Source organism: Lentzea sp. NPDC005914 (assembly GCF_040629405.1).
Lineage (GTDB): Bacteria > Actinomycetota > Actinomycetes > Mycobacteriales > Pseudonocardiaceae > Lentzea.
This window is the reverse complement of sequence record NZ_JBEXVQ010000017.1, coordinates 108,847-132,731: the sequence shown is the minus strand read 5'-3', so window position 1 is coordinate 132,731 and position 23,885 is coordinate 108,847. Positions and strand designations below refer to the sequence as shown.

Sequence of the window (23,885 nt, the reverse complement as noted above, 5' to 3'; positions counted from 1 at the left end):
GGGGCCGTCCACAAGGGACGACCCCGTTTCTCTCCAACCCCTCGGTCAGGCTTGGATCGGCACCTCGACGAACTTCTTGCCCGCGAAGTTCTCGACCACCACCGACTTCACGTCGTTGGGGGCCACCAGCGCGGACCCGTCCAGGTTCGTGCCCTCGGCGGCGCCCTTCTTGGACACCACCCAGGAACCCGCCTCCTGACGGCTGCCGTCCTTCGAGACGACGAAGATCCGGCACTTCTCGCCCTCGGGAATGCCGTTGATCGCCATGTTGGTGCGCACCCAGCCCGCGGCCGGCACCACCTTCACGGTCATCGACGCCTTGGTCACCGGGTCGGTGAAGTTGGCGAGCTTGGTGCCCGACGGGTCCGGGGCCGTCGTGGTCGGCGCGGGGGCCGCGCCGATGTCCGGCGAGGTCGCCTTGCCGACGAAGACGCCGGCACCGAGCACCACTGCCGCGACCACTGCCGCCGCGGCTCCGAGCGCGAACTGACGGCGGCGCGCTACGCCACCTCGTTCCGAACGCACCTGCCGAAGCGTGCGCTGCAACAGCAGATCGCCGCCCTCCGGCGGACCGTCGAGCATGGCCTCGGGAGGCACCTCGCCGAGGTAGGCCTCCATCGAGCGGAGGTCCTCGAGCTCACGCGTGCAGTCAGGGCAGGACGCCAAGTGCTCGTCCATCTCGCGCACCTCCTGCTCGTCCATCGCCCCGAGAACGTAGGCACCGAGCAGCTGCGGGTCGTGCTGCGTGGTCATCCGGCCACCCCCTTCAGTGCGACCTGTTGACCGACGAACGTCTCCCTCAGGGCTCGCAACGCGTAATACGATCTTGATTTCACGGTGCCCGGGGGTACCCCGAGCGCCTCTGCCGCCTCCGTCACACTGCGACCGCGGAAGTAGATCTCCATCAGCACGTCGCGGTGGTCCGAGGACAACCTGTCGAGCGCTTCCAGCACCACCACCGAGTCGACGACCTGGTCGGCGTGGTCACGCTCGATCGGTGGCGTCGCCGGAGACTCGGCCACCTCCTGCGGGCGCGCCGCCTTGGCGCGCACCCGGTCCGTGACGATGTTGCGCGCCACGGTCAGCAACCAGCCGCGCACCGATCCCTTGCCGTTGACGAGGGCGTCGGGATGGCGCCACGCTCGGACGAGGGTCTCCTGGACCACGTCCTCGGCAGCCGCCCTGTCGCCGGTCAGCCGCGTCGCGTACGCCAGAAGAGCCCGACCGTGCTCCTCGTAGAGCGATCGGATCAGCGCCTCGTCGGCCGCGGTCTCCCGTTTGCGGGAGAACAAAGCCGCCATCCACCCACTCCTCCCCGCCCGCGAACACCTCTTGCGGGCGTCCTGTTCAAGACCTCAGCCGACACACGAGCAGCGGAGGGCTTTGGTTCAACGAGGTTTCGACTAAAGATTGCTGGCGATGCTAGTAGCGCCGGACTACCTGGACCGGTTGAGGTGTCCCACGAGTTCGTTCATCAACGACTCCGGCATCACGTTGACGAACATGGCGTGGTCGGTCGCCGGGTCCCGCAACTCCTCGGGGAAGCTGTCGATCGCGAACGGGCGCCCGGCCGGGACGTCGTAGCCCACCGTGACGCGCAGCCGCGGGATCGGGAACGTCCTGGGCGGGCACGCGCCGCCCACCAGCGGGAACACCACGTGGGTGCGGTGGGAGGCGCTGTCGGTGTTGTTGCCGTCCCAGCAGCTGGCGAAGTCGTAGCCCCGGAGCGTGGTCGCGCTGCCGCACAACGGGTACTTGGTCGTGTACCGGCCCGGCTGGTTCGAGCAGCCCCACTGGGCCCGGACTTTCGGGCCGTAGTCGTTGGTGAACGCCATCGGATCGCCGGTGATCATCCGCAGGAACCGCGGCATCGGCAGCACGTCGCTCACCGCGCTGCCCTCGTACCGGATCTCCACGCTCTTCGGCTTCAGCACCTCGCCGGTGTTGCCGTGCAGCCCGCCGCCCTCGGCGTGCGCGTCGTGGCCCGTGCCGTCGGTCAGGCGCAGCACCGGCCAGTAGTAGGTCGACTGGTCGTCCTTCTCGCACGTCGTGGGCGCTGCCGCGAGAGAGTCGTTCGTCGACGTCGCGTCAGCTGACTTGTTGCCCACGTACTCGTGTGTGTGATGGGCCCCGAACGGGATTCCAGGCGACACAACGGGGTTGTCGGCGTTGAGGTGGCGTTCCTCGTTGGTGCCGCAGCGGAGGACGACACTGGGCGTCGCCGGCTCGCTCAGCGTCTGGTCGAGTTCGCTCACGTACTGGTCAGCGCTCGAGCGGCCGCACAACAGGACGACGGAGGCCACCAGCACGAGGACCGCGACCGCCGCGACTGCGAGGGTCATCGGTTTGGTCGGGGCCACGGCTACAGCTTGCCAAGCGCGCCATCGAGACGACAGGCCGCTGTCTCACTACGGAAGGTCACTTTCGCTCCACGAGTTTGGCGTAAGAACCACGCAGGTGTTCTTCCGCCGCGTGGGCCGCCTGCTCCACGTCACCCGCGCCGATGATCGCCGCCAGGTGCAGGTGCTCGGCCACGACCTGGTCGCGATAGGTGGTGTCGCCGACGATCCGGGCCAGCAGGAACAGGTGGACCTGGCTGCGGATGGCCTGCCAGGCCTCCATCAGCCGGCGGTGGCCCGACGCCGCGTACACGGCGTCGTGGAACTTCATGTCCAACGCCACCCGTTCGGCGTCCGTGCGCGCGTGCCGCATCTCCTCGACGACGGCCTCCAGGGCGTCCACCGGAGCCTTCTTCGCCGCCGCCGTCTTCATCGCGAGGACGTCCAACGCCGCTCTCAACGAATACAGCTCGTCGATGTCCTCGGGGTCGAGCGGGCGCACCCACGTCCCGCGGTGCCACTGCGAGACGACGAGTCCCTCGCCTTCCAGCACGACGAGTCCTTCGCGCACCGAGCCGCGGCTCACACCGAGCTGAGCTGCCAGTTCGACCTCTTTGAGGGCCACCCCGGCGGCGAGCTCACCGCTGAGAATCGCGTCTCTGATCCGGTCGGCGGCCTCCCCCGCGACGCCTTTGCGGGAGACGGGCCGAACCGGAGGCAGGGACATGTCCGAATGTTGACATTAAGAGAACAGCAGGGTCAACTTCCTCCGTCGAGGAAGGATGTCATCACATGACCCAGACCATCCCCCGCTTCCACCTCGCGGTGCCGGTCACGGATCTGGCCAAGGCCCGCGCGTTCTACGGAGGCGTTCTCGGCTGTCCTGAGGGCCGGTCGGGCGATAGATGGATCGACTGGAACCTCTACGGCCACCAGTTCGTCACGCACCTGGTCGAGGGCCCGCGACCGCAGGCCGCGCACAACCCCGTCGACGGCCACGACGTGCCGGTGCCGCACTTCGGCGTGCTGCTCACCGTCGAGGCCTTCCTCCTGCTCGCGGACAAGCTGCAGGCGGCAGGGACCGAGTTCGCGATCGCGCCCTACCGCCGGTCCGCCGGGCAGCCGGGCGAGCAGTGGACGATGTTCTTCCGCGACCCCTCCGGCAACGCCATCGAGGTCAAGGCCTTCGCCGACGACTCCCAGGTGTTCGCGACGTGACGAAGGTCCGGGCCGCTCTCCCGAAGCTGCCCGGACCTCCTGCTCTGCGTTCCTAGCTCGCGGTCACCAGCGGCTGGTGATCGTGGTTCATGACGCTGACCCCGGTCACGTCCTCGGCCCGCACCATCGCGGACCCGGCCAGCGTCACCTCGCCGTCGTGCGCCCTCCAGGAGCCGGCGGTGAAGGTGCGTCCGTCCTTCGTGTGCACGACCAGCCAGCAGGCTTCCCCGTCCTGCATGCCGTCGACGGTGGCGACCAGTCGCAGGCCGCCCTCGGTGTCGGTGACCTTCACGGCCAGGTGCGCGCCGTCCACCGAGGTCCCCTGCAGGATCCCGGCGGCGTTGTCCGTGCCACCGAGACCGAAGCCCTGGCCCAGCCAGACGCCCCCGGCCAGCACGCCGGCGACCACGAAGGTCGATGTCAGGGCCGTGATTCGCCCTCGGCGGAGCACGGCCTGGTGTCTCTCGTCGCGGACCGTGCCCAGCGTTCGCTGCAACAGGTGGTCCGCATCGCGCGGAGGGCCGTTCAGTGCGGCCTCCGGTGGCAGTTCTTCCATCAGCATGTGTCGATCTCGTTCAACTCGTTGGTGCCCAGGACGTTCGGTGCCATGCGCTGGCGGACGCGGCAATGGACACGGTTTACGCGGAACGACTCACTCATTTTCTCCTTCTCCAGTCCCGCGTAGTTGCGGTGACCGACACCTTCAAAACGAGCGTGCGAGGAAGTTGGTTCAACGCAGATACACGGACGTTGTCCAGCCCACAGAAGACGGTTGACCTGGGGCTCCGACAGCTCCTAGGCTCTCGTATATGATGTATGACCGGGTGGAAGCGCCTCCCGCGTCTCGTACGGACTTCGTTCTGGAATCGATCAAAGAAGCGATTCTCAACGGAAAGCTGAAGCCCGGTCAGGCGCTCGTGGAAACAGATCTCGCGGCCGCGCTCAACGTCTCCAAGACGCCCGTGCGCGAGGCGCTCAAGACGCTCGCCGGGTCGGGACTCGTCGTGATGAGCCCGTACAAGGGGGCCGCGGTCCGCACCGTCGACGCCTCCATGGCCGGCTCCGTCTACGACGTCCGCATGCTGATGGAGCCCGAGGCCCTGCGCCGCGCGATCCTGCTGGAGGCCGACTTCTCCGACGCGGCCCTGGCGCTGCAGGACGTCTCGGACCTGGCCGGGCGATCGCTGGCCAACCGCCGCTTCCACCGCGCCCTGTACGCCGGGTGCGGCAACCCGTTGATGATCCAGATCCTGGACGGCCTGCGCGACCAGGCCGCGCTGATCACCGTCGCCGGGTGGGGCATCTGCCCGACCTGGGACAACGAGGCCGCCGAGCACCGCGCGATCCTCGCCGCCGCCGTCGCGGGCAAGGGCGATCTCGCCTTCGAACTCCTCCGCCGCCACATCCAGACCTTCGCCGACCGAGTAGTTGAGGAGCTTCCCGATGGCGTTCGATGACCTCTCCGAGCGGCTCGCGTCCGTCGTGGCGATCACCGTCACGCCGTTCGACGCGGACGGTGCGATCGACGAGAAGAACTACGCCGCGATCGCGGACCGGATGGTGGAGGGCGGCGTCTCGGTCGTCACGCCGAACGGCAACACGAGCGAGTTCTACACGCTGTCCGCCGCCGAGACCGAGCGCGCTTTGCAGATCACCGTGGACACCGTCGGGGATCGTGCCGCGATCATCGCTGGGGTGGGGCACGACCTCGGTTCCGCTGTGGCCGCAGCTCAGTTCGCTGATCGGACCGGGGCGAACGGGATCATGATCCACCAGCCGGTGCACCCGTACGTGTCGCTGGACGGATGGGTCGACTACCACCGGGCGATCGCTTCCGCGGTTCCCGAGCTGAGCGTGATCCTGTACGTGCGGAACCCGCGGATCGGGGGCGCGCAGATCGCTCAGCTCGCCGACGCCTGCCCGAACGTCGTCGGCGTGAAGTACGCGGTGCCGGACCCGGTTCGGTTCGCCTCGGTGGCGCGGGATGCCGGGTTGGATCGGCTGACGTGGGTCGCCGGGCTCGCCGAGCTGTCGGCGCCGGGCTACTTCGCTGTCGGGGCAACAGGGTTCACGTCGGGGCTCGCGAACGTGGCACCGGAGATGTCGGTGCAGATGTTCAACGCGCTCAAGGCCGGGGAGTTCGGTGCGGCGATGGAGTTCTGGGAGGTCATCCGGAAGTTCGAGGAGCTGCGGGCGTTGAACGAGTCCGCGAACAACGTCTCCGTGGTGAAGGAAGCGTTGGCGCAGCTCGGTTTGTGTCGCCGGGATGTGCGGCCGCCCGCATCGCTGTTGGCTGAGGCTGATCGTTCTGCCGTCGGCGTGCTGCTGAACTCGTGGAGCCTGCTGTGACCCTGCGGAGCGCTGAGTGGTTCGAGGGCGATGGGCTGCGGGCGTACTCGCACAACGCGCGCATGCGTCAGCTCGGCATGAACCCCGAGGAGCACCTCGGCAAGCCCGTCATCGCCATCTTGAACACGTGGAGCGGCATCAACCCGTGTCACATGCACTTGCGCGAACGGGCCAAGCAGGTCGAGCGCGGGGTGTGGGAGGCGGGCGGATATCCGCTGGAGTTCCCGGTTTCCACGCTGTCGGAGACGTACCAGAAGCCGACGCCCATGCTGTACCGCAACATGCTGTCGATGGAGACCGAGGAGATCCTCCGGTCGTATCCGGTCGACGGCGCCGTGCTGATGGGCGGCTGCGACAAGACCACGCCCGCGTTGCTGATGGGCGCTGCCTCCGCCGGCCTGCCCGCGGTCTTCGTGCCCGCCGGGCCGATGCTGCGCGGCAACTGGCGGGGCGAGAAGCTCGCGTCCGGCACCGACATGTGGCGCTACTGGGACGAGAAGCGCGCGGGGACGATCTCCGCTGCCGACTGGACGGAGATCCAGTCCGGGCTGGCTCGCTCCCCCGGTACGTGCATGACGATGGGCACGGCGTCGACGATGACCGCCGCAGCCGAGGCGCTCGGCCTCACTTTGCCCGGGGCGTCGTCGATTCCGGCCGTCGACTCGGCGCACTACCGGATGGCCGCGGCTGCCGGCATGCGCGTTGTCGAGATGGTGCGCGAGGGTTTGACGATCGCTGACGTTCTGTCCGCGGAGGCGTACGAGGACGCGATCCGGACCGTGCTGGCGCTGGGCGGCTCGACGAACTCGTACATCCACCTGATCGCGATGGCCGGGCGGTCACAGATCTCCCTGTCGCTGGACGACTTCGACCGGTTGTCGCGTGAAGTGCCTGTGCTGGCGTCGGTTCAGCCCGCCGGTGAGCACCTGATGGAGGACTTCTACTACGCGGGCGGGCTGCGCGGGTTGCTGTCGCAGTTGCGGGACTCGTTGCACCTCAAGCGAATCACGGTGACGGGACGGACGTTCGGCGAGGACCTGGAGGGCGCCGAGGTGTACGACTCCTCGGTGATCCGGCCCGTGGACTCGCCTGTTTCCGCCGAGGGTGGACTGGCCGTGCTGCGCGGAAACCTGGCGCCGGACGGTGCGGTGATCAAGTACGTGGCGGCTGATCCCGCGTTGTGGAAGCACACCGGGCCCGCCGTGGTCTTCCACGGCTACAAGGACTTGCAGGCACGGATCAACTCGCCCGACCTGGAGGTCACGCGCGACTCGGTGATCGTGCTCGCCGGTGGTGGCCCCAAGGGCGGGCCCGGCATGCCGGAGTACGGGATGCTGCCGATCCCGGACAAGCTGCTCCGGGAAGGCGTACGGGACATGGTGCGCGTGTCGGACGCGCGGATGTCCGGAACTTCTTATGGCGCTTGCGTTCTGCACGTGGCACCGGAGGCGCACGTCGGTGGGCCGCTGGCACTGGTGCGGGACGGTGACCTCGTGACGCTGGACGTCGAGGCGCGCGTGTTGCGGGTGGAGATCTCCGACGAGGAGATGGACCGGCGTCGCGCCGAGTGGACCGCGCCGCCGCCGAAGTTCGAACGCGGGTACGGCGCGCTGTACTACGAGCACATCACGCAGGCCAACGAGGGCTGCGACTTCGAGTTCCTGTCACGGCCGGGAGTCAACCCGGAACCCAACGCCCACTAGCGACTCCTCCTGCCAGTCAGCCGTCTTGTTCAGCTGACTGCGCAGGTAGGCCGTGGTGAGCCGCTGCACGAGCTCGACCCTGGCCGGGCTCTCGTCCGTGGTCTCGGCGACGTCGTACCCGGAGACGCCGCCGAGACCGTGCTCGCCGCCTTCGAGGATCACCAGGTCCTTCGGGCCGGGCGCCAGGCGGAACGGGTCCGTGTGCCACTCGGGCCCGTTGACCGTGAGGTGCTCCGACGCGTCCTGGTCGCCGGCGACCACGAGCGCGGGCGTCGTCATGTCCGAGAAGTCCGACGTGAGCATGAACGAGTAGTTGTCGCGCACGACCTCGGTGAGCCCCTCCCCGCGGCCCGTCGAGCCGAGCAGCACGCCCACCTTGATCCTGTCGTCCTTGAAGCTCTCGTTCTCGGCCTTCATGCCCAGCAGCAGGCTCGCGGTGTGCCCGCCCATCGAGTGGCCCGCGACCGCGATCTTCGTGCGGTCGAGCCTGTTCTGCAGCTGCGGCACGGCCTTCTCGATCTCGTCGAGCCGGTCGATGATGTGCGACATGTCCTCGGCGCGTTCCCGCCAGAACATCGGCGCGCCAGGGGCGTCGGAAAGGTCCAGCGTCCTGCTGCTCAGGTGCGTGGGCTGCAGGACCACGAAGCCCGCCTCCGCCCAGTGGTTGGCCAGCGGCGCGTAGCCGTTCAGTGAGGACAGGTGGTTCGAGTACCCCTGCCCATGCGAGAGCAGGATGATCGGCAAGTCGTGGCCCTCGGTCGGCGCGCTCACCTTCAACTGCAGGTCAACGGGCCTGCCAGGGATGTCGAGCACGACAGGACTCACCGTGAAGACGGTCATCGGTTCCCCTTCGAGTAGTCTGTCGCCGTAAGTGGAGCGACGTTCCGGAACAATACGGAGCGCTGTTCCGTTTTGTCAACGTGCCGGATGGGAGCCGACGTGCCACCTCGCAAGCGGGCCGACGCCGTGCGCAACGAGCAGACGCTGCTCGCGGCCGCGGCCGAGGTGTTCGTCAGGTCCGGCGTCGACGCGCCGATCCGCGAGATCGCGGCCCAGGCGGGCGTCGGCATGGGCACCATCTACCGCCACTTCCCGACCCGCGCGGACCTCGTCGTGGCCGTCTACCGCCACCAGGTCGAGGCGTGCGCGGAAGCGGGCCCGGCACTGCTGTCCACTTCGGACTCACCGGCCGCGGCGCTGCGGGCCTGGGTCGACCTGTTCGTGGATTTCCTGGTGACCAAGCACGGGCTGGCGAACGCGTTGCAGTCGGACAGCAGCGGGTTCGAGCAGCTGCACGCCTACTTCCTCGACCGGCTCGGGCCGGTGTGCGGTGAGCTGCTGAAGGCGAGCGAGGCCGAGAACATCCAGCCGTACGAACTGATGCGCGGGATCGGCAACCTGTGCGTCGGACGGGGCGACGACACGCGCTACGACCCGCGCCGGTTGATCGCGCTGCTCCTCGACGGTCTGCTGGGGACCTGACCTCCGCGAATGCAAGTTGCATAAGGGTTTCCGATGGGCACGTCGGCGCGTTCAGGTGAAACACGAGTCGTCGCCCGAATGGAATCTCATGCACAGTCGCATGTTCGCCGGCGGCGCATTGGTCTGATGGGGCAGACATGATGTCCACGCGGGTGACAGAGCATTGTTGGGATTCCGGCAGATCCCTAGCTTCGGTGGTCAGTTCCCAACCACCGCCGAAGGGACCACCGTGCGAAGACGCCTGCAGGCAATGGTGCTCGCGACCGCGCTCGCCGCCAGCGCACTGTCCTCCGCCGCGCCCGTTGCCGCCCAGCCATCCGCCTCGACGCTCACCAAGTCCGTGCAGGGCGTGTCCGATCCCGCCAGTCACGGCGACACCGCCACCTGGGTGGTGTCCTACCACAACGGCACCCCCGGCGCCGCCACCATCACCGACACCATCGGAGCCGGCCAGGCCTACGTGCCCGGTTCGTTGCAGGTGCCGCCGGGCTGGACCGGCACCGAGCCGACACCGGGCAACCCGGTCGTCAGCGCGACCAACCCGAACGTCCGCAACGGCGGCACCGCGCACGCCAACCTGCTCACCCCTCCCATCCCGGCCAGTGCGAGCTCGACCGGCGGTGACGGGTTCTCGCCGTTGCTGCACCGCACGCCGGACGGGCGGCTCCAGGCGTGGAACGTCTACCACCACCTCCCGGTCGCGAACCGGAAGCTGATGTGCACCGATCTCGCGACCAGCGCACCCTGCCCCGGTGGCCCGTGGCCGAAGCCGCTCAACACGACACCCGGCCCGTTCGGCGCGGGCGACACGGGTGACATCGCCAGTCCCCTGGAGCCGCAGTACGTCCGCGATCCGGGGACTCCGTCGAAGGTCTACTACTCGGCAGTCACCACGACCTCGATCGGCGTCGGCTGTCTCGACCTCGCCGCGCCCGGCAACTGCGGCTACTGGCCGCTGATGAACCGAGCGGGGCAGACCAGCGAGCTCGCCGGACTCGTCGCACTGGGCGGAAACCTCTACGGCGCCGCGACTTCCGGGCACGTGGTGTGCTGGACGATCGCGTCGCAGAGCGCGTGTGGCGGGCAGCCTTACGCCCCGATCGTGCCGTTCACCAGCAACGGCGGCTACTACTTCGGCGCGCTGGCCACGGCCGGGGGCAAGCTGTTCGCGTCGTCGACGCCGTCCGGTGGCGGCACAGCGGTGATGGGCTGCTTCGATCCTGCCACCACGAGCGCGTGCGCGGGCTGGCCGTCCCCGAAGGCCCTCGGGCCGTCCGGCAACGCCACCTACAACGCCTACACCGCTTACGGCACAACGGGTGCGGAGACCGGCGCGTGCTCCACCACGTCCGGCGGCACCAGCGTCACCACCTGCTACGCGATCGACGGTTCGCCGCTTCCCGCACCCTCCAGCCTGGCCGGACTGGGGGCGGGCGTGCTCGCGTTCAATCCGGAGGTCGTCCGCGTCGGCGACCGAGTGCGCAGCTACGTCGCCATCTGGGGCGGCCCCTACCAGGGTGCCGCGGTGTGCCACGACTGGAGCACCGGCACGACCTGCGCGGGCACCCCGGCACGCATCACGCACCCGAACGCCAACAACGGAGTCACCCGTGACTACGGCTACGCCTACGACCCGCCGACCGGCTGCCTGATCGGCCTCGGCGACGCGGGTGTGCTGTTCTCGATGGATCCTGACACGGGGGCGTCGCCGTGCGTGCGCACCGGCGCCTCCGTGTCGCTCACCCCGGCGCAGTTCTACTGCGACGGCAAGCCGCACTCCGCGTCCTACACCAGGGCCTCGCTGGTCGGCGTCACGCCGGCGAACGTGAACTTCGGCGCCTCCACCATCACTGCGACCGACCAGAACGGCGCCGCCGTCGCGGTACCGGGCTTCGCGCCCGACGGCACGGTCGACCTCAGCGGCGTGTCCACCGCGACGCTGAACCTGACCACCACGCTGGTGCTGAACAGCGGAGCGGACTTCGGCGGCGGCAACCAGCCGTCACTGGTCGTCGAGTTCACCGGCGACGCGCCTCAGGTGTGCTTCCGCACGACGATCGCGGCGGAGTGCACCGTCACCTCGGTCAGCAACACCGCCAACGGAACGGACATGACCGGCAGCTTCGCGTCCAACACCGTCACGCGGGCGGTCACGCCCGGCAGTGCGTGCCTGCCGAACGTGGTGGTGAACAAGGAGGTCTGCGCCTCGCACACACCGGCGAACTGCAAGGCCGGTGGCGCCGGGCCGTGGGTGAAACAGGCTCCGGTCGGCGTGCTGGGGCTCCTGTTCGCGACCGCGTACTGGCGGATCACCGTCACCAACAACGGTCCGGTGTCCATTGTGGATTCCTCCGTGGTCGACGACGGTGAGTCGAGCTGCCAGACCGGGCCGTTCACCCTCGCTCCCGGCCAGTCGAAACAGGTCCACTGCTCGACGTACGCGCTGCTCTCGCTGTTCCCGCTGATCAACAACGCGAAGGTCAGGTACACACCGCAGAACTCGCCCGCCGGCACCCCGCCGTTCTACACGGGATGGTCGTCGGCCAAGGCCTGTCCGCTGCTCTGCCAGTTGCAGTGAGAACGGGGAAGGCCCCCGGACGCCACGTCCGGGGGCCTTCCGTTTTCCGGTACCGGTGCGGGCCGGCCTAGCGCCGCCGCATGTCGGACCGCACCGGGCCGTTCCTAGTTCAGCGCCACCTTGAGGATCTTGGTGGAGCTGTTGCCCGGCGTGGAGTCCTTGTCACCGTTGGAGGTGGTGACCCACAGCGAGCCGTCCGGGGCGGGTTCGGGCGTCCGCAGACGACCGTAGGTGCCCTGGAAGTGCGACGTGGTGGTGCCGATGCTGTCGCCGTTGATCGTCATGCGGTACAGCCGCTCACCGCGCAGCGCGGCGAGGAACAGCACGTCGTTGACGATCGCGAGGCCGGACGGAGACGCGGAGCCGACCGGGAAGGTCTTCTTCGGGGCGATGAAGCCGCCGCACGAACCCGAGGTGCCCTCGCACTTGGGCCAGCCGAAGTTGCCGCCCTTCTGGATCAGGTTGATCTCGTCCATGTTGGAGTTGCCGAGCTCGGCCTCCCACAGGCGGTTCTTCGAGTCGAACGTCAGACCCTGCACGTTGCGGTGGCCGTAGCTCCACACGTAGCGCGCGTTGCCGCCCTCGGACACGAACGGGTTGTCGGCGGGAGCGGAGCCGTCCGGGTTGAGGCGGAGGACCTTGCCGCCCAGCGACTGCTTGTTCTGCGCGTTGTCGCCGTTCTGGCCGTCACCGGTCGACGCGTACAGCTTGCCGTCCGGGCCGAAGCGCAGGCGGCCGCCGTTGTGGAACTTGTTGCGCGGGATGCCGGTCAACAGCACCTTGTACTCGCCCAGCGTGTTGCCGTCCAACGTCATCCGCACGACGCGGTTGTCACCGGATGCCGTGTGGTAGATGTACACGTAGTGGTCGCTGCTGAACGACGGCGAGAGCTCGATGCCCAGCAGGCCGCCCTCACCGTTGGTGCCCGAGACGTTCGGGACCTTGCCCAGCGTGGTCTTCTGGCCAGACGGCGTGATCTTGATGATGTCCTGCGCGTCGCGGCGCGAGTAGATGCCGTCGCCGTTGGGCAGGAACGCGAGGCCCCACGGCACGTCGTTGTCGGTCGCGATCTGCGTGACGGCGCCGACCTGGTCGCCACCGGACTTCGTCTTCACGGTCAGCGCGTTCGAGGCGGGGCCGACGTTGCCGACGGCGTCGAAGGCCTTGACGGTGAAGGTGTACTCGGTGTTCGCGGTGCGGCCGCCGATCGTGGCGGTGGTGCCGGTCGCGTCACCGACCTTGGCGCCGCCGGCGTAGATCTCGTAGCGCGTCACGCCGACGTTGTCGGTCGCCGCGTCCCACGCCAGCGACACGGAGTTCGCCGTCACGCCGGTGGACCGCAGGTTCTTCGGCGCGGTCGGCGGCATCGGGTCGTCCTCGGCCGGCGGGGTCTTGAACTCCACCGTGTTGGACGCCTGCGAGATGTTTCCGGCCGCGTCCTTCGCGTTGACGTAGAAGCCGTACGAGGTGTTCGGCTTCAGGCCCGTCATCGTCGTGGAGGTCGGCGTCGCGGGGACGGACTTCACGAACTGGCCGAGGTTGTAGATCTCGTACGAGGTGACCGCGACGTTGTCCGTCGAGGCCGTCCAGGTCAGCTTCGCCGAGTCGTACTTGACGTCCGAGGCGGCGAGGTTCGTCGGCGCCGACGGCGGTTCGGGGTCGACCGTGCCGGTGTTGCCGAAGACCTGGAACTCCTGCAGGGAGTAGCCGTAGGACGTGCCGGTGCGGCAGCGGGTCGTGCCGTAGACGCGGACATAACGGCCCCGCCCGGTGACCGTCAGGTCCTCGACACCTCCCTTGCCGTCGGCGGTGTCGTAGATCGACGTCCAGCTCGAGTCGTTCTCAGAGGTCTCGACCCGGTACGCCTTGGCGCACGAGAGGTCCCACTGCAGCCGGACCCGGCTGATGTTCGCGGACGCGCCGAGATCGACGCGGATCCAGGCCGGATCGGTGTTCGACTTGCTGGCCCAGCGCGTGGCCGTGTTGCCGTCGACGGCGTTCTTCGGCGCGTAGTTCGCGCCGCCGGACGCCGACTCGGTCGTGGGCTTGCCTTGGGACAGCAGGACGTCGGCTGCAACTGCCGCGGGTGCGGCGGAAACGAGCGAGGTCACCGCCACTGCGAGCGCAGTGGCCAGGATGCCGGTTCTTGCGACCAGCAACCGCCGTGAACGGGGTGCCACAGGAGCCTCCCACTTTCGTTGGGGATGGGTTGTGCGGCGGCATTGCGTTCGACCGGGCGGCGGGCCAGTCATCGGAGGAATGCCCTGCTGCACTCTGGCCCAATCTGTTGACGAGCCACAGAGATCAGGTGTAGGCATTCGACCGTTACAGAAAAACCGTAAACGTTTTCGAGCGCCAGGTCCAGAGTCAGTTAGGGAGCCACGAGATGCGCTGGACAAGGAAGTTACAGCTCGTCATCCCCGCCCTGTTGGTGGTCACGGCGTGTGGTGCACCGGAGACCCCGCAGGCGCAGAACGCGCCCAGCACAGTCCCGGACAAGCCGTCCAAACCCGTCGAGCTGAACGTGCTCGACGTGGCCGGCAACCTGCAGCTCACCCAGGGCATGATCGACGAGTTCGTGAAGTCGAACCCCGAGTACGTCAGCAAGGTCAACTACACCAAGGCGACCGCGCCGGACATGCCGGGCAAGCTCAAGGCCGAGCAGAACTCCGGCACCTCCCAGACCCACCTCGTGCTGACCGGTACCGACGGATTGTCGTCGGTGATCGAGCAGAAACTGGTCTTCGAACTGCTCCCCGGATATTCGGCGAAGCTGCCGGACCTGGAGAAGACCTACCTCCCGCCCGCGTGGGAGATGCAGAAGCTCGCCCAGGGCCAGGGCGTCGCCGTCACCTACTACCCCGCGGGTCCGCTGCTGGAGTACGACCCGGCGAAGGTGCCGACCCCTCCGACGTCTCCTGCCGAACTGCTGGAGTGGGCCAAGGCGCACCCCGGCAAGTTCCAGTACGCGCGGCCGGCGAACTCCGGTCCGGGCAGGACGTTCCTCATGGGACTGCCGTACCTGCTCGGTGACACCGATCCCAAGGACCCCGAGAAGGGCTGGGACAAGACCTGGGCGTACCTGAAGGACCTGGGGCAGTACGTGGACAACTACCCCGGCGGCACCACGGACGTCATGAAGAACCTGGCGAACGGCACGTCGTGGATGGTCGCGTCGACCACCGGCTGGGACATCAACCCGCGCGTGCTCGGCTCGGTGCCCGAGGGCATGAAGATCGCGACGTTCAAGGGCTTCCACTGGGTGACCGACGCGCACTACGCGGTGGTGCCCAAGGGCGTGTCGCAGGACGTGCTGTCGGCGAACCTGGCGCTCATCAAGTTCATGCTGGACGCCAAGCAGCAGGCCAAGGCGTACGACAAGGGCTACTTCTACCCCGGCCCGGCGGTCAAGGACGTGACGCTGAAGATGGCGCCGCAGGAGTCGCAGGACGCCATCGCGAAGTTCGGGCGCGCCGAGTACGACAAGCTGATCCAGGAGAACCCCAAGGAGACCTCGCTTCCGGCCGCGCAGCAGGTGAAGGCGTTCCAGCGGTGGGACAGGGAGATCGGCAAGAAATGAGCCCTCACATCTCCGGGCAACGGTTCGCCGAGCTGCACCTGGACCACGTGCAGCGGGCGTTCGGGGACACCGTTGCCCTCAGGGGCATGGACCTGACGATCAAGGGCGGCGAGTTCGTCGCCCTGCTCGGGCCTTCGGGGTGCGGGAAGTCGACGGCCCTGAACTGCCTGGCGGGGCTGCTGCCGTTGACCGGCGGGCGGATCACGCTGGACGGCAAGCGCATCGACGACCTGCCGCCGGAGAAGCGCGGCTTCGGCATGGTGTTCCAGAACTACGCGCTGTTCCCGCACATGTCGGTGCGGCGCAACATCGGGTTCGGCCTGTCCATGCGCAAGACGTCCAAGGCCGAGCTCAACAAACGGGTGGACGAGGCGGTGCGCCTCGTCCAGCTCGAGGAGCACCAGCACAAGTTCCCGGCGCAGCTCAGTGGTGGCCAGCAGCAACGGGTGGCGATCGCGCGCGCGATCGTGCTCGAGCCGCCGCTGGTGCTGATGGACGAACCACTGTCCAACTTGGACGCGGCGTTGCGGCTCGAGATGCGCACCGAGATCCGGCGGCTGCACCAGTCGCTGGACCTCACGACCGTCTACGTCACGCACGACCAGGAGGAGGCGTTGGCCCTGGCCGACCGTCTCGTCGTGCTGCGGCTGGGCGAGGTGCAGCAGGTCGGCTCGCCCGAGGAGGTCTACGCGCACCCGGTCAACCGGTACGTGGCGGGATTCATGGGCTACCGCAACATGATCGGAGTCTCCGTCTCCTCACAGGACGGCGAGCACACGACCGTCCACACCGAGGACGGCGTGAAACTCGTTGGCGTCAAACGGGAAGAGCTCACCGAGAAGGCGGTCGCGGCGGTCCGGCCCGAGGACTTCACGGTCGTCAGCGAGGCTGGTGAGAACACGCTCGAGGCGGTGGTCGAGATCGTCGAGTACCACGGGCGTGAGCAGGCCGTCGAAGCTCGGCTGAGGGACGGCTCGCCGCTGCACGTCCGCACGAACTCTCGACTGGCTCCCGGCGACACCATCATCTTGAAGGTGCCGGTCGAACGCGTGCTGGTGTTCGCATGACCGCCGTTATGGAGCGGGCGTCGCTCAAGCACCGGCTGGCCGAGAAGGGCGTCGACCGCGTCCTCTGGCTGCTGGTGCCGGGCGCGGTGTTCGTGGTGCTGCTGTTCGTCTACCCGTTCCTGTACGGGCTGCAGCTGTCGTTCCAGCCGAAGGGCGGCGGCAGCCCGTTCCAGAACTACATCACGTTCTTCCAGGACGACTACCTGGCCGAGACCGTGTGGATCACCCTGCGGCTCGGGCTGCCGGCGGCGCTGTTCAACGTGCTGGCGTCCATCCCGATCGCGTTCCGGATGCGCGGCCGGTTCCGGGGCAAGAGAGCGCTCACCACGTTGCTGGTCGTCCCGATCACCCTCGGCACCGTGCTGACGGCCGAAGGACTCCTCGCGTTCTTCGGCCCGACCGGGTGGTTCAACCGCGTCCTGCTGGCACTGGGCGCGGACGAACCGGCGAAGCTCACCCACAACTACTGGGGCGTGCTGTTCTCGCTGATCATCACCGGGTTCCCGTTCGCGTTCCTGCTGACGCTGTCGTACCTGTCGGGCATCGACCCGACGCTGGAGCAGGCGGCGGCGACGCTGGGTGCCTCGAAACGGCAACGGTTCCGGACCATCACGATGCCGCTGCTGGCACCGGGTCTCGCGGTGACGTTCTGTCTCAGCTTCGTGCTCGCGTTCTCGGTGTTCCCGAGTGCGGTCATGGTCGGCAACCCGGCCGGTGAGACGCACGTGATGTCGATCGCCGCGTACGAGACGGCGTTGCGGGACAACGACTTCGCGATGGGCTCGGCGATCGCGATGCTGATGGCGCTGGTGATGCTGATCGTGATCGGCGTGGTGCTGATCTGGCGCACGACGCTCTACCGCGGCGCGACGGGAGGCAAGGGATGAGGCTCACCGCACGCCCTGTTGTGTGGCTGACGTGGGGCGCTCTGATCTTTTTCATGCTGAACCTCGTCGGCATCGTCGGCGCCGTCGTCACGAACTCGTTCGCCGAGACCTGGTTCGGCTCGTGGCTGCCGGACGGGTACACGGGCAAGTGGTACGGCGAGGCGTGGCGCGACTACCGGCTGCTGGACGTCCTCGGCGTCACCTTCCAGGTCGCGATCGCGGTCGTCGTCATCTCCGTCCTGATCGGAGTTCCCACGGCCTACGCGCTGGCACGTCGCAACTTCCCCGGCAAGAAGCTGCTCAACGTGCTGTTCCTGCTGCCCATCCTGATGCCGCCGATGACGTACGGCATCCCGCTCGCCACCGTGCTCTACAAGTTCCACCTGGCGGGCAGCATGTTCGGCGTGATCGCGGCGAACCTCGTGCCCGCCGTGCCGTTCGTGGTGCTGACGATGACGCCGTTCATCGAGCAGATCGACACGAAGATCGAGTCGGCGGCGCGGATGTGCGGGGCGAACACGTTCGCCATCTTCACCCGCGTACTGGCCCCGCTGCTCGTACCGGGAATTCTGGCGGCGTCGATCCTGGTGCTCGTGCGGACGGTGGGCATGTTCGAGCTGACGTTCCTCACGGCCGGCCCGACCAGCCAGACGCTCGTGGTCTCGTTGTACGAGGCGATGTCGTCGGCGGGCATCAGACCACAACAGATGGTCGACTCCATGGCCGTGATCTACACGGGGTCGATGCTGCTCCTGTTGGTCATTGCGCTTAGGTTTGTGAACCCGACGCAGCTCGTCACCAGACTCAAAGAACCTTCCTGACGCCTGACCCGTCATGATTGTTTCAACCGGCAGTTGAGGGTGAGGTACAAGTGGCAGTCACCATCCGCGACGTGGCTCGCAGGGCGCACGTATCGGTCGCCACCGTTTCGCGTGCGCTGACATCTCCCGAGCTCGTGCGCCCGGAGACCAGATCACGGGTGCTGGCTGCCGCCTCCGACCTCGGCTACCAGCCCAACCGGGCGGCGCGAGGGCTGATCACCGGCAAGACCGGCAACATCGGCATCGTCGTGCCGGACCTCGACAACCCGTTCTTCACGGGCGTGCTCAAGGCCGTGCAGGCGCGGGCGATGCAGGCCGACTACGCGGTGTTCGTCGCGGACAGCGACGAGGACCCGGTCGCCGAGGCCAAGCTGGTGCACGCGATGGCGAAGCAGGTCGACGGCGTCGTGCTGTGTGCGCCCGGCCTGGAGGACTCGCAGGTCTACGAGGTGGCCGGCGCGACCTCGCTGGTGCTGCTCAACCGGCGCCTCCCCGGCGTGCCCGCCGCGTTGATGGACTCGGCGGGAGGCATGCACGCGATCATCGACCACCTCGTCGCGTTGGGACACCGGCGGATCGCTTACCTGAACGGGCCTCGCACCTCCTGGTCCAACCAGGAGCGTCGCCGCGGGCTCATGTCAGCGGTTGCCCAGCACGGCGTGGACCTGGTGGATCTCGGACCGTTCGCGCCGCGCTACGAGGGCGGGTTGCAGGCGGCTGATCTCGCCGTGGCGGCCGACACGACCGCGATCGTGGCTTACAACGACATCATGGCGCTCGGCGTGCTGGCACGCCTGCGGGACCGCGGGATCTCCGTTCCCGGCGACGTGTCGGTGACGGGGTTCGACGACCTGACGTACGCGGCGCTGTGCTCGCCCGCGCTGACAACGGTGGCAATGCCTGTGGCGCAGGCAGGACGCACGGCCGTGAACCTGTTGCTGGACTGGCTCGACTCGGACAACACGGAAGTTCCGCAGATAGTGGCGGAAACCCAACTGATCGTGCGCGGCACGACGACGCCGCCGCGCAAATAGGGCTGGAGATGCAAGGCGGCCCCGGCAAGGGCGTCTGGGGGGAGTACGCCGTGAGCCGGGGCCGCGAAGCGGCTGGGCCCGAGGGGGGAGGGGGCCTAGCGCCGCTTGGTTCTCCACTTTGCCCTGCCCGGACCGAATCCGCCAGGGTGGATGTACCTGTTTTTGGATTTCTCGTACGTACGGGTTACTCGTAGAGCCCTTCGTACAACCCAGAGTGAACGCGGTGCACCACGTTGCGCTTGACCTTCAGGGTGGGGGTGAGCTCGCCCTCCTCCTGGGACAGATCCCGGCTGAGCAGGCCGAACTTCTTCACCTGGGAAACACTGGCGAAGTGCGAGTTCGCTTCGTCAACAACTTCCTGCACGAGCGTTCGCACGTCCGGGTGACCCACCAAAGATTCGACATCGCCGGGCAAGCCGCGCGCGGTCGCCCACGGCACGATCTCGTCGGCGTCGAGTGTGAGCAGAGCCACACAGTAGGGCTTGCGGTCGCCGAACAGGACCGCGTGCGAGATCCAGCGGGACTGGCGCAGCACGTTCTCCACGTTGGCCGGCGCGATGTTCTTGCCGCCCGCGGTGATGATGATGTCCTTCTTGCGCCCCGTGATCGTCACGAAACCGTCCGCGTCGATCTCGCCGAGGTCGCCGGTGTGCAGCCAGCCGTCCTGGATCGTGGCCGCGGTCGCCTCGTCGTTGCGCCAGTAGCCCGCGAAGACGTGCGGGCCGCGCATCAGGAGCTCGCCGTCCTCCCCCAGGGACATCTCCAGGCCCGCCACACCGGACGCTCCCACCGAGCCGAGCTTGAAACGTTCCAACGTGTTTATCGTTCCCACAGCGGTGGATTCGGTCATGCCGTAGCCCTCCAGCACCGGCACGCCGGCCGCGTGGAAGAACTGCAACACCTCACGTGAGATCGGCGCGGCACCGGACAACGCCTGCACGAGCCGGCCGCCGAACACCGCGCGCACCTTGGCGAACATCGCGTCGACCTGCTCGAACGCCGCGGCCATCTCGGCGGAAACGGGCTCGCCCACCGCACGCCGGCGCCGCACCTCGAGGCCCAGGGTCACCGCCTGACCCAGCTGCTCCGGCGGCACCGCGGCCGTGACGAACGTGTAGATCTTTTCGAAAATCCGCGGCACGGAAGGCAGGAAGGTCGGGCGGACCTCCGCCAGCTCCGGCACGATCGCCGTCATGTCGCCGCCGAAGTAGGCGAGCGCGCCACCGCGGTACATCGTGCCGAACATGACGATCTGCGCGAAAACGTGCGCCAGCGGCAGGAACAGGTAGACGGTGCCGGTCATCGCGTCGATGCGGGCTTCCTCGGCGACACGGCACAGCGCGACCCAGTTCGCGTTGGTCAGGATGCAGCCCTTGGGCGGACCGGTGGTGCCCGAGGTGTAGATGATCAGGCTCGGGTCCTCGGGCTTGATCGCGGCACGGCGCGAGTCCAGCTCCTCCGCCAGCGGTGAGGTGCGGCCGGTGTCCTGCAGTTCGGCCACGCTCGGCCGGTCGCCCGCCGGGTCGATGGTGAACACTGTTCGCAGTTCAGGAAGTTCTGCTTGAACGACCTCGACCTTGACGCACTGCGACTCGTTCTCGGCCACCACGATCGACGCGCCGGAGTTGCCCACGACCCAGGCGATCTCTTCCGACGTGCTCGACGGGTAGATCGGCACGACGATGCCGCCCGCCGCCAGCACCGCGAGCTCGACCGCCGTCCACTCAGGACGCGTGTTCGCGAGCACGCAGACCCGGTCACCCGGCTTCAGTCCGGCGTGGACGAACCCGGACGCCAGGTCCAGCACCTGCTCGGAGACCTCGGCGTAGGTCTGCTCACGCCACTCGCCGTTCTGCTTGAACCGCCACGCCACCGCGTCCCCGTAAGCCTGCTCCGCGAGGAACGGCAGGTCGGCTATCCGGCGGACGGATCGCACCGCGTTGGGGCTGGTGACTCCGGCGGTCATGGCGGCTCCTAGTGACAATTGTGGCAACCTCGGGGGGATCTTCAGGCGGGCACGACCTGCACTCGGGTGCCGTTCAGCACGGCGGTGCCCGAGAGCGGGTCGATGCGGAGGTCGTCGGTGAGGAGGTTGACGTTCACGCCGGCGTGCTCCCGGGCGACGGTCAGCTGCGTGCCGGGCTGGTCGTGGCCCCAGCCGTGCGGCATCGAGACCACACCGGGCGCGATGTCGCCGGTGACCTCGACCAGCACCTCGATCTTGCCGACGCGCGAGGTGACCTGAGCCGTCGCACCGTCGACCAGGCCGATTCGCGTGGCGTCGCCGGGATTGACCAGCAGCGTGCACAACGGCTTGCCCTTCACCAGCGCGGGCACGTTGTGCATCCAGGAGTTGTTGGTGCGCAGGTGCCTGCGGCCGACGAGCACCATGTCGGTCTCGGGCGTCTCCAGCGCCATCAGCACGCGCGGCAGGTCGTTCATGATCGGCTCAGGCGTCAGCTCGATCTTCCCGGAGACGGTGCGCAGGATCTCCGGCAGCCGCGAGGTGAGCGGGCCGAGGTCGATGCCGTGCGGGTTGTCGAGCAACTGTTGCAGCGAAACCCCGTACGGGCCGGTGCGGAGTTTGAGATCCAGCAACCGTTCCTCGCGCGTCTCGCCCTCGGGCTCGAAGTCGACGCCGAGCTGCTGCTTGAGCCCGGCCAGCTGCATCGCGGCGATGGCGCCGAGATCGGCTTCCGGACCCAGACCGCTGAAGATCGTGGCGAGCCGGAAGAAGATGTCCGTCTCGTCGACCCTGCCCTCCTCCAACGGAATGGCCGCGCGCGAGTACTTCACGACGTTGCGCACCGAGTTGTTGAGGAACGCGATGTCGTAGTGGTCGCGCCGGGACGGTGGCGGCGTCGGCAGGATGACGTCCGCGTGCCGGGTGGTCTCGTTGAGGTACGGGTCGACGCTGACCATGAAGTCCAAACCGGACAGCGCTTCGTTCACCCTCGCCGAGTTCGGCAACGACAGCGCGGGGTTGCCGCCGATCGTGAACAGCGCCCGGACCTGTCCCTCGCCGGGCGTCTCGATCTCGTCGGCCATCGTGACGGCCGGGTACTCCCCCATCACCTCGGGGTGTCCCTTGACCCGGCTGTGCCAGCGGCCGATGCCGAAACCCTTGCCCCGCCCCGGTCCGCGCTTGCTGTGCGCGGGCAGCGGCCACATCACGCCGCCGGGCCGGTCGAGGTTGCCGGTGAGGATGTTGAGCGTGTCGACCGCCCACGACGCGACCGTGCCGAACTCGACGGTCGTCGTGCCGATGCGTCCGTACACAGCAGCACGTTCCGCACTGGCCAACTGCTGTGCGAGTGCACGAATCGTGTCAGCCTCAACGCCCGTGCGTTCCGCAACGGTTTCGGGGCTGAACGGCATGACGCGCTCGCTGATCACCGTGTGGTCCGTGACGTGCTCGGCGAGTTCCTTGAGATCGACCAGGTCCTGCCGGAACAGCTCGTGGATCAACGCCAGCAGCAGGAACACGTCCGTGCCCGGTCGGATCACGATGTGCTGGTCGGCGGCCTGCGCTGTGCGGCTGCGACGCGGGTCGACGACGACGAACTTGCCGCCGCGCTTCTGCAGGTCCTTGAACCTGCCGGGCGCGTCCGGGACCGTCCACAGACTGCCGTTGGACGAGAACGGGTCCGCGCCCAGCACCAGCATGAAGTCGGTGCGGTCGATGTCGGGCACCGGGATCGAGAAGATGCTGCCGTACATGTGGCCGACCTGGACGTGCTTGGGCATCTGGTCGACCGTGCTGGCGGTGAAGACGTTGCGGCTGTTCAGAGCCTTGCGCAACGGCCCGGCGTAGAGGCCGCCGGCCAGCGAGTGGACCACGGGGTTGCCCAGGTACATCGCGATCGCATTGCGGTCGGGAAAGTCCTTCAGCCGCTCATCGATGTAGCGGAACGCCTCGTCCCAGGTCGCCTCCTGGAACTCGCCGTCGCGCTTGATCAACGGCTTGCTCAGGCGGTCCGGGTCGGCGTCCAGCGTGCCGAGCGACGCGCCCTTGGGGCAGATGAAGCCCCGGCTGAAGTCGTCCTCACGGTCGCCGCGCACCTTCGTGATGCGGTCGCCCTCGACCGTCAGCTCCAGCCCGCACGTCGCTTCACAGAGCGGGCAGGTCGTGAACACGGTCCTCATGGGTCCCCTTAAGCAGCTTGTTACCAACGAGTACTAGTCCTCTGCCATCGGACGCAATCGCCCAGCCGAGGTCAACCCGAACAGCTCACTGACAGCTCTCGCGATCATGTCGGGTCGTTCGAGGGTGTGCTCGAAACGGAACCCGATGACCGCGCGCGAGCCGCCGAGCAGACCGGTCAGCTTGATGGATTCGTCCTGGTCAGCGCCGTAGCAGACGACCCGGCCGAACGGCGCGAGGGCGTCCAGCGAGGCCTTGAGCGCGCCACCCGGATCGAGCACCACATCGACCTGTTTGCCCTCGTTCGCGCTCACCAGGCGTTCCGCCAGACCGTCTTGATCGGCGTCGACGGCCACGTCCGCGCCGAGCTTCATCGCCCTGCGCCGGCGGGACTGGCTGGAGTCGGTCGCGATCACGCGTCCGGCGGCGAAACTGCGCGCGAGCTGGACCGCGATCGCGCCCACCTCGCTCGCGGCGTCGTGCACGACGATCGACTCGCCCGGCCTGAGGTGCGCGCACGTGCGGAGGAGGTGCCACGCGGTGGTGCCCGCTCTGGCCAGCGTCAGCGCCTGGGCGTCGGTGACACCCGCGGAGACCGGGAGGTGGAGACGGCCGGCGACCACCACCACGCGACGTCCGCCGTCCTCGACCCGGACCTCGTCGGCCGCCTCGGCTGTGCGCAT

The 23,885-nt window shown here is 68.0% G+C and carries 21 protein-coding genes; 11 read left to right on the top strand and 10 right to left on the bottom strand.

Translation table 11 applies throughout. The annotated features are described in order from the left end of the window. Positions 1-45 precede the first annotated feature (45 nt). The 4 genes from ABZ345_RS24445 to ABZ345_RS24430 form a co-directional block, all read right to left on the bottom strand. Positions 46-753 (bottom strand): zf-HC2 domain-containing protein, encoded by a 708-nt coding sequence (locus ABZ345_RS24445; protein WP_359852920.1) that lies wholly within the window; start codon positions 751-753, stop codon positions 46-48. Then, a complete protein-coding gene (locus ABZ345_RS24440) occupies positions 750-1,301 on the bottom strand; it encodes a sigma-70 family RNA polymerase sigma factor (RefSeq protein WP_109637237.1) in 552 nt (183 codons plus the stop codon). The genes ABZ345_RS24445 and ABZ345_RS24440 overlap by 4 nt, the downstream gene beginning before the upstream one ends. A gap of 135 nt (positions 1,302-1,436) precedes the next feature. Next, positions 1,437-2,360, bottom strand: coding sequence for a DUF1996 domain-containing protein (locus ABZ345_RS24435; RefSeq protein ID WP_359852917.1), 924 nt, complete (start codon positions 2,358-2,360; stop codon positions 1,437-1,439). 58 nt (positions 2,361-2,418) lie between these two features. Then, on the bottom strand, positions 2,419-3,066 hold the full coding sequence (locus ABZ345_RS24430; RefSeq protein WP_359852914.1) for a GntR family transcriptional regulator: 648 nt from the start codon (positions 3,064-3,066) through the stop codon (positions 2,419-2,421). Positions 3,067-3,131: 65 nt separating this feature from the next. Between ABZ345_RS24430 and ABZ345_RS24425 the strand changes: the two genes are divergently transcribed. Continuing rightward, positions 3,132-3,557: a VOC family protein gene (locus tag ABZ345_RS24425; RefSeq protein ID WP_359852912.1), complete on the top strand. Its 426-nt coding sequence runs from the start codon at positions 3,132-3,134 to the stop codon at positions 3,555-3,557. Positions 3,558-3,609: 52 nt separating this feature from the next. Here the strand turns inward: ABZ345_RS24425 and ABZ345_RS24420 are convergent, their stop codons facing one another. After that, positions 3,610-4,119: a hypothetical protein gene (locus tag ABZ345_RS24420; RefSeq protein WP_359852909.1), complete on the bottom strand. Its 510-nt coding sequence runs from the start codon at positions 4,117-4,119 to the stop codon at positions 3,610-3,612. Between the two features lie 247 nt (positions 4,120-4,366). Here ABZ345_RS24420 and ABZ345_RS24415 point away from each other — a divergent pair, with 247 nt between their 5' ends. From ABZ345_RS24415 to araD, 3 genes are read left to right on the top strand one after another with little or no spacing between them, the layout of a single operon-like run. Next, complete coding sequence (locus ABZ345_RS24415) at positions 4,367-5,014, top strand: GntR family transcriptional regulator (RefSeq protein WP_359852907.1); 648 nt, start codon at positions 4,367-4,369, stop codon at positions 5,012-5,014. Next, complete coding sequence (locus ABZ345_RS24410) at positions 5,001-5,906, top strand: dihydrodipicolinate synthase family protein (RefSeq protein WP_359852904.1); 906 nt, start codon at positions 5,001-5,003, stop codon at positions 5,904-5,906. The genes ABZ345_RS24415 and ABZ345_RS24410 overlap by 14 nt, the downstream gene beginning before the upstream one ends. Beyond that, the gene (gene araD, locus ABZ345_RS24405) at positions 5,903-7,609 is read left to right on the top strand and encodes an L-arabinonate dehydratase (protein ID WP_359852901.1); all 1,707 of its coding nucleotides are present in this window, start codon (positions 5,903-5,905) and stop codon (positions 7,607-7,609) included. The genes ABZ345_RS24410 and araD overlap by 4 nt, the downstream gene beginning before the upstream one ends. On the opposite strand, the gene ABZ345_RS24400 is transcribed toward araD, so the two are convergent. Further along, positions 7,571-8,449 carry an alpha/beta fold hydrolase gene (locus ABZ345_RS24400; protein ID WP_359852898.1) on the bottom strand — a complete coding sequence of 293 codons (879 nt, stop codon included), beginning with the start codon at positions 8,447-8,449 and terminating at the stop codon, positions 7,571-7,573. The two genes, araD and ABZ345_RS24400, sit on opposite strands and share 39 nt — an antisense overlap. A 99-nt stretch (positions 8,450-8,548) precedes the next feature. On the opposite strand from ABZ345_RS24400, the gene ABZ345_RS24395 reads away from it, so the two are divergent. Continuing rightward, positions 8,549-9,091: a TetR/AcrR family transcriptional regulator gene (locus tag ABZ345_RS24395; RefSeq protein ID WP_359852895.1), complete on the top strand. Its 543-nt coding sequence runs from the start codon at positions 8,549-8,551 to the stop codon at positions 9,089-9,091. 229 nt (positions 9,092-9,320) lie between these two features. Beyond that, positions 9,321-11,669: a hypothetical protein gene (locus ABZ345_RS24390; protein WP_359852892.1), complete on the top strand. Its 2,349-nt coding sequence runs from the start codon at positions 9,321-9,323 to the stop codon at positions 11,667-11,669. A 104-nt stretch (positions 11,670-11,773) separates the two neighbouring features. Here ABZ345_RS24390 and ABZ345_RS24385 read toward each other — a convergent pair whose 3' ends face one another. Then, positions 11,774-13,849 carry a PQQ-dependent sugar dehydrogenase gene (locus tag ABZ345_RS24385; protein ID WP_359852889.1) on the bottom strand — a complete coding sequence of 692 codons (2,076 nt, stop codon included), beginning with the start codon at positions 13,847-13,849 and terminating at the stop codon, positions 11,774-11,776. Positions 13,850-14,055: 206 nt separating this feature from the next. Here ABZ345_RS24385 and ABZ345_RS24380 point away from each other — a divergent pair, with 206 nt between their 5' ends. Genes ABZ345_RS24380 through ABZ345_RS24360 form a run of 5 tightly spaced genes read left to right on the top strand, consistent with a single transcriptional unit; the run spans position 14,056 to position 19,058 of the window. Continuing rightward, positions 14,056-15,249, top strand: coding sequence for an extracellular solute-binding protein (locus tag ABZ345_RS24380; RefSeq protein ID WP_359852886.1), 1,194 nt, complete (start codon positions 14,056-14,058; stop codon positions 15,247-15,249). Continuing rightward, positions 15,246-16,316 (top strand): ABC transporter ATP-binding protein, encoded by a 1,071-nt coding sequence (locus ABZ345_RS24375; RefSeq protein ID WP_359852883.1) that lies wholly within the window; start codon positions 15,246-15,248, stop codon positions 16,314-16,316. Before ABZ345_RS24380 ends, ABZ345_RS24375 begins: the two co-directional genes overlap by 4 nt. Beyond that, positions 16,313-17,203 carry a sugar ABC transporter permease gene (locus tag ABZ345_RS24370; protein ID WP_359852880.1) on the top strand — a complete coding sequence of 297 codons (891 nt, stop codon included), beginning with the start codon at positions 16,313-16,315 and terminating at the stop codon, positions 17,201-17,203. The genes ABZ345_RS24375 and ABZ345_RS24370 overlap by 4 nt, the downstream gene beginning before the upstream one ends. A 53-nt stretch (positions 17,204-17,256) precedes the next feature. Next, positions 17,257-18,024: an ABC transporter permease gene (locus ABZ345_RS24365; protein ID WP_359852877.1), complete on the top strand. Its 768-nt coding sequence runs from the start codon at positions 17,257-17,259 to the stop codon at positions 18,022-18,024. A gap of 50 nt (positions 18,025-18,074) precedes the next feature. Beyond that, the gene (locus ABZ345_RS24360; RefSeq protein ID WP_045314629.1) at positions 18,075-19,058 is read left to right on the top strand and encodes a LacI family DNA-binding transcriptional regulator; all 984 of its coding nucleotides are present in this window, start codon (positions 18,075-18,077) and stop codon (positions 19,056-19,058) included. Positions 19,059-19,242: 184 nt separating this feature from the next. Here the strand turns inward: ABZ345_RS24360 and ABZ345_RS24355 are convergent, their stop codons facing one another. The 3 genes from ABZ345_RS24355 to ABZ345_RS24345 are packed head-to-tail and all read right to left on the bottom strand — an operon-like array spanning position 19,243 to position 23,885. Continuing rightward, positions 19,243-21,024, bottom strand: a complete 1,782-nt coding sequence (locus tag ABZ345_RS24355; RefSeq protein WP_359852874.1) for an AMP-dependent synthetase/ligase — start codon at positions 21,022-21,024, stop codon at positions 19,243-19,245. Positions 21,025-21,065: 41 nt separating this feature from the next. Continuing rightward, entirely contained in the window at positions 21,066-23,204 is a 2,139-nt protein-coding gene (locus tag ABZ345_RS24350; RefSeq protein ID WP_359852872.1) for a molybdopterin oxidoreductase family protein, read from the bottom strand. Between the two features lie 33 nt (positions 23,205-23,237). Beyond that, positions 23,238-23,885 carry a zinc-binding dehydrogenase gene (locus tag ABZ345_RS24345; protein WP_359852870.1) on the bottom strand — a complete coding sequence of 216 codons (648 nt, stop codon included), beginning with the start codon at positions 23,883-23,885 and terminating at the stop codon, positions 23,238-23,240.

Coding starts and splice junctions, on each gene's coding strand:
- ABZ345_RS24420 (WP_359852909.1), bottom strand. CDS start 4,119: ATGCTGATGGAAGAACTGCCACCGGAGGCCGCACTGAACGGCCCTCCG.
- ABZ345_RS24400 (WP_359852898.1), bottom strand. CDS start 8,449: ATGACCGTCTTCACGGTGAGTCCTGTCGTGCTCGACATCCCTGGCAGG.
- ABZ345_RS24380 (WP_359852886.1), top strand. CDS start 14,056: ATGCGCTGGACAAGGAAGTTACAGCTCGTCATCCCCGCCCTGTTGGTG.
- ABZ345_RS24370 (WP_359852880.1), top strand. CDS start 16,313: ATGACCGCCGTTATGGAGCGGGCGTCGCTCAAGCACCGGCTGGCCGAG.
- ABZ345_RS24350 (WP_359852872.1), bottom strand. CDS start 23,204: ATGAGGACCGTGTTCACGACCTGCCCGCTCTGTGAAGCGACGTGCGGG.
- ABZ345_RS24445 (WP_359852920.1), bottom strand. CDS start 753: ATGACCACGCAGCACGACCCGCAGCTGCTCGGTGCCTACGTTCTCGGG.
- ABZ345_RS24430 (WP_359852914.1), bottom strand. CDS start 3,066: ATGTCCCTGCCTCCGGTTCGGCCCGTCTCCCGCAAAGGCGTCGCGGGG.
- ABZ345_RS24365 (WP_359852877.1), top strand. CDS start 17,257: ATGCTGAACCTCGTCGGCATCGTCGGCGCCGTCGTCACGAACTCGTTC.
- ABZ345_RS24355 (WP_359852874.1), bottom strand. CDS start 21,024: ATGACCGCCGGAGTCACCAGCCCCAACGCGGTGCGATCCGTCCGCCGG.
- ABZ345_RS24440 (WP_109637237.1), bottom strand. CDS start 1,301: ATGGCGGCTTTGTTCTCCCGCAAACGGGAGACCGCGGCCGACGAGGCG.
- ABZ345_RS24425 (WP_359852912.1), top strand. CDS start 3,132: ATGACCCAGACCATCCCCCGCTTCCACCTCGCGGTGCCGGTCACGGAT.
- ABZ345_RS24415 (WP_359852907.1), top strand. CDS start 4,367: ATGATGTATGACCGGGTGGAAGCGCCTCCCGCGTCTCGTACGGACTTC.
- ABZ345_RS24410 (WP_359852904.1), top strand. CDS start 5,001: ATGGCGTTCGATGACCTCTCCGAGCGGCTCGCGTCCGTCGTGGCGATC.
- ABZ345_RS24345 (WP_359852870.1), bottom strand. CDS start 23,885: ATGCGCACAGCCGAGGCGGCCGACGAGGTCCGGGTCGAGGACGGCGGA.
- ABZ345_RS24375 (WP_359852883.1), top strand. CDS start 15,246: ATGAGCCCTCACATCTCCGGGCAACGGTTCGCCGAGCTGCACCTGGAC.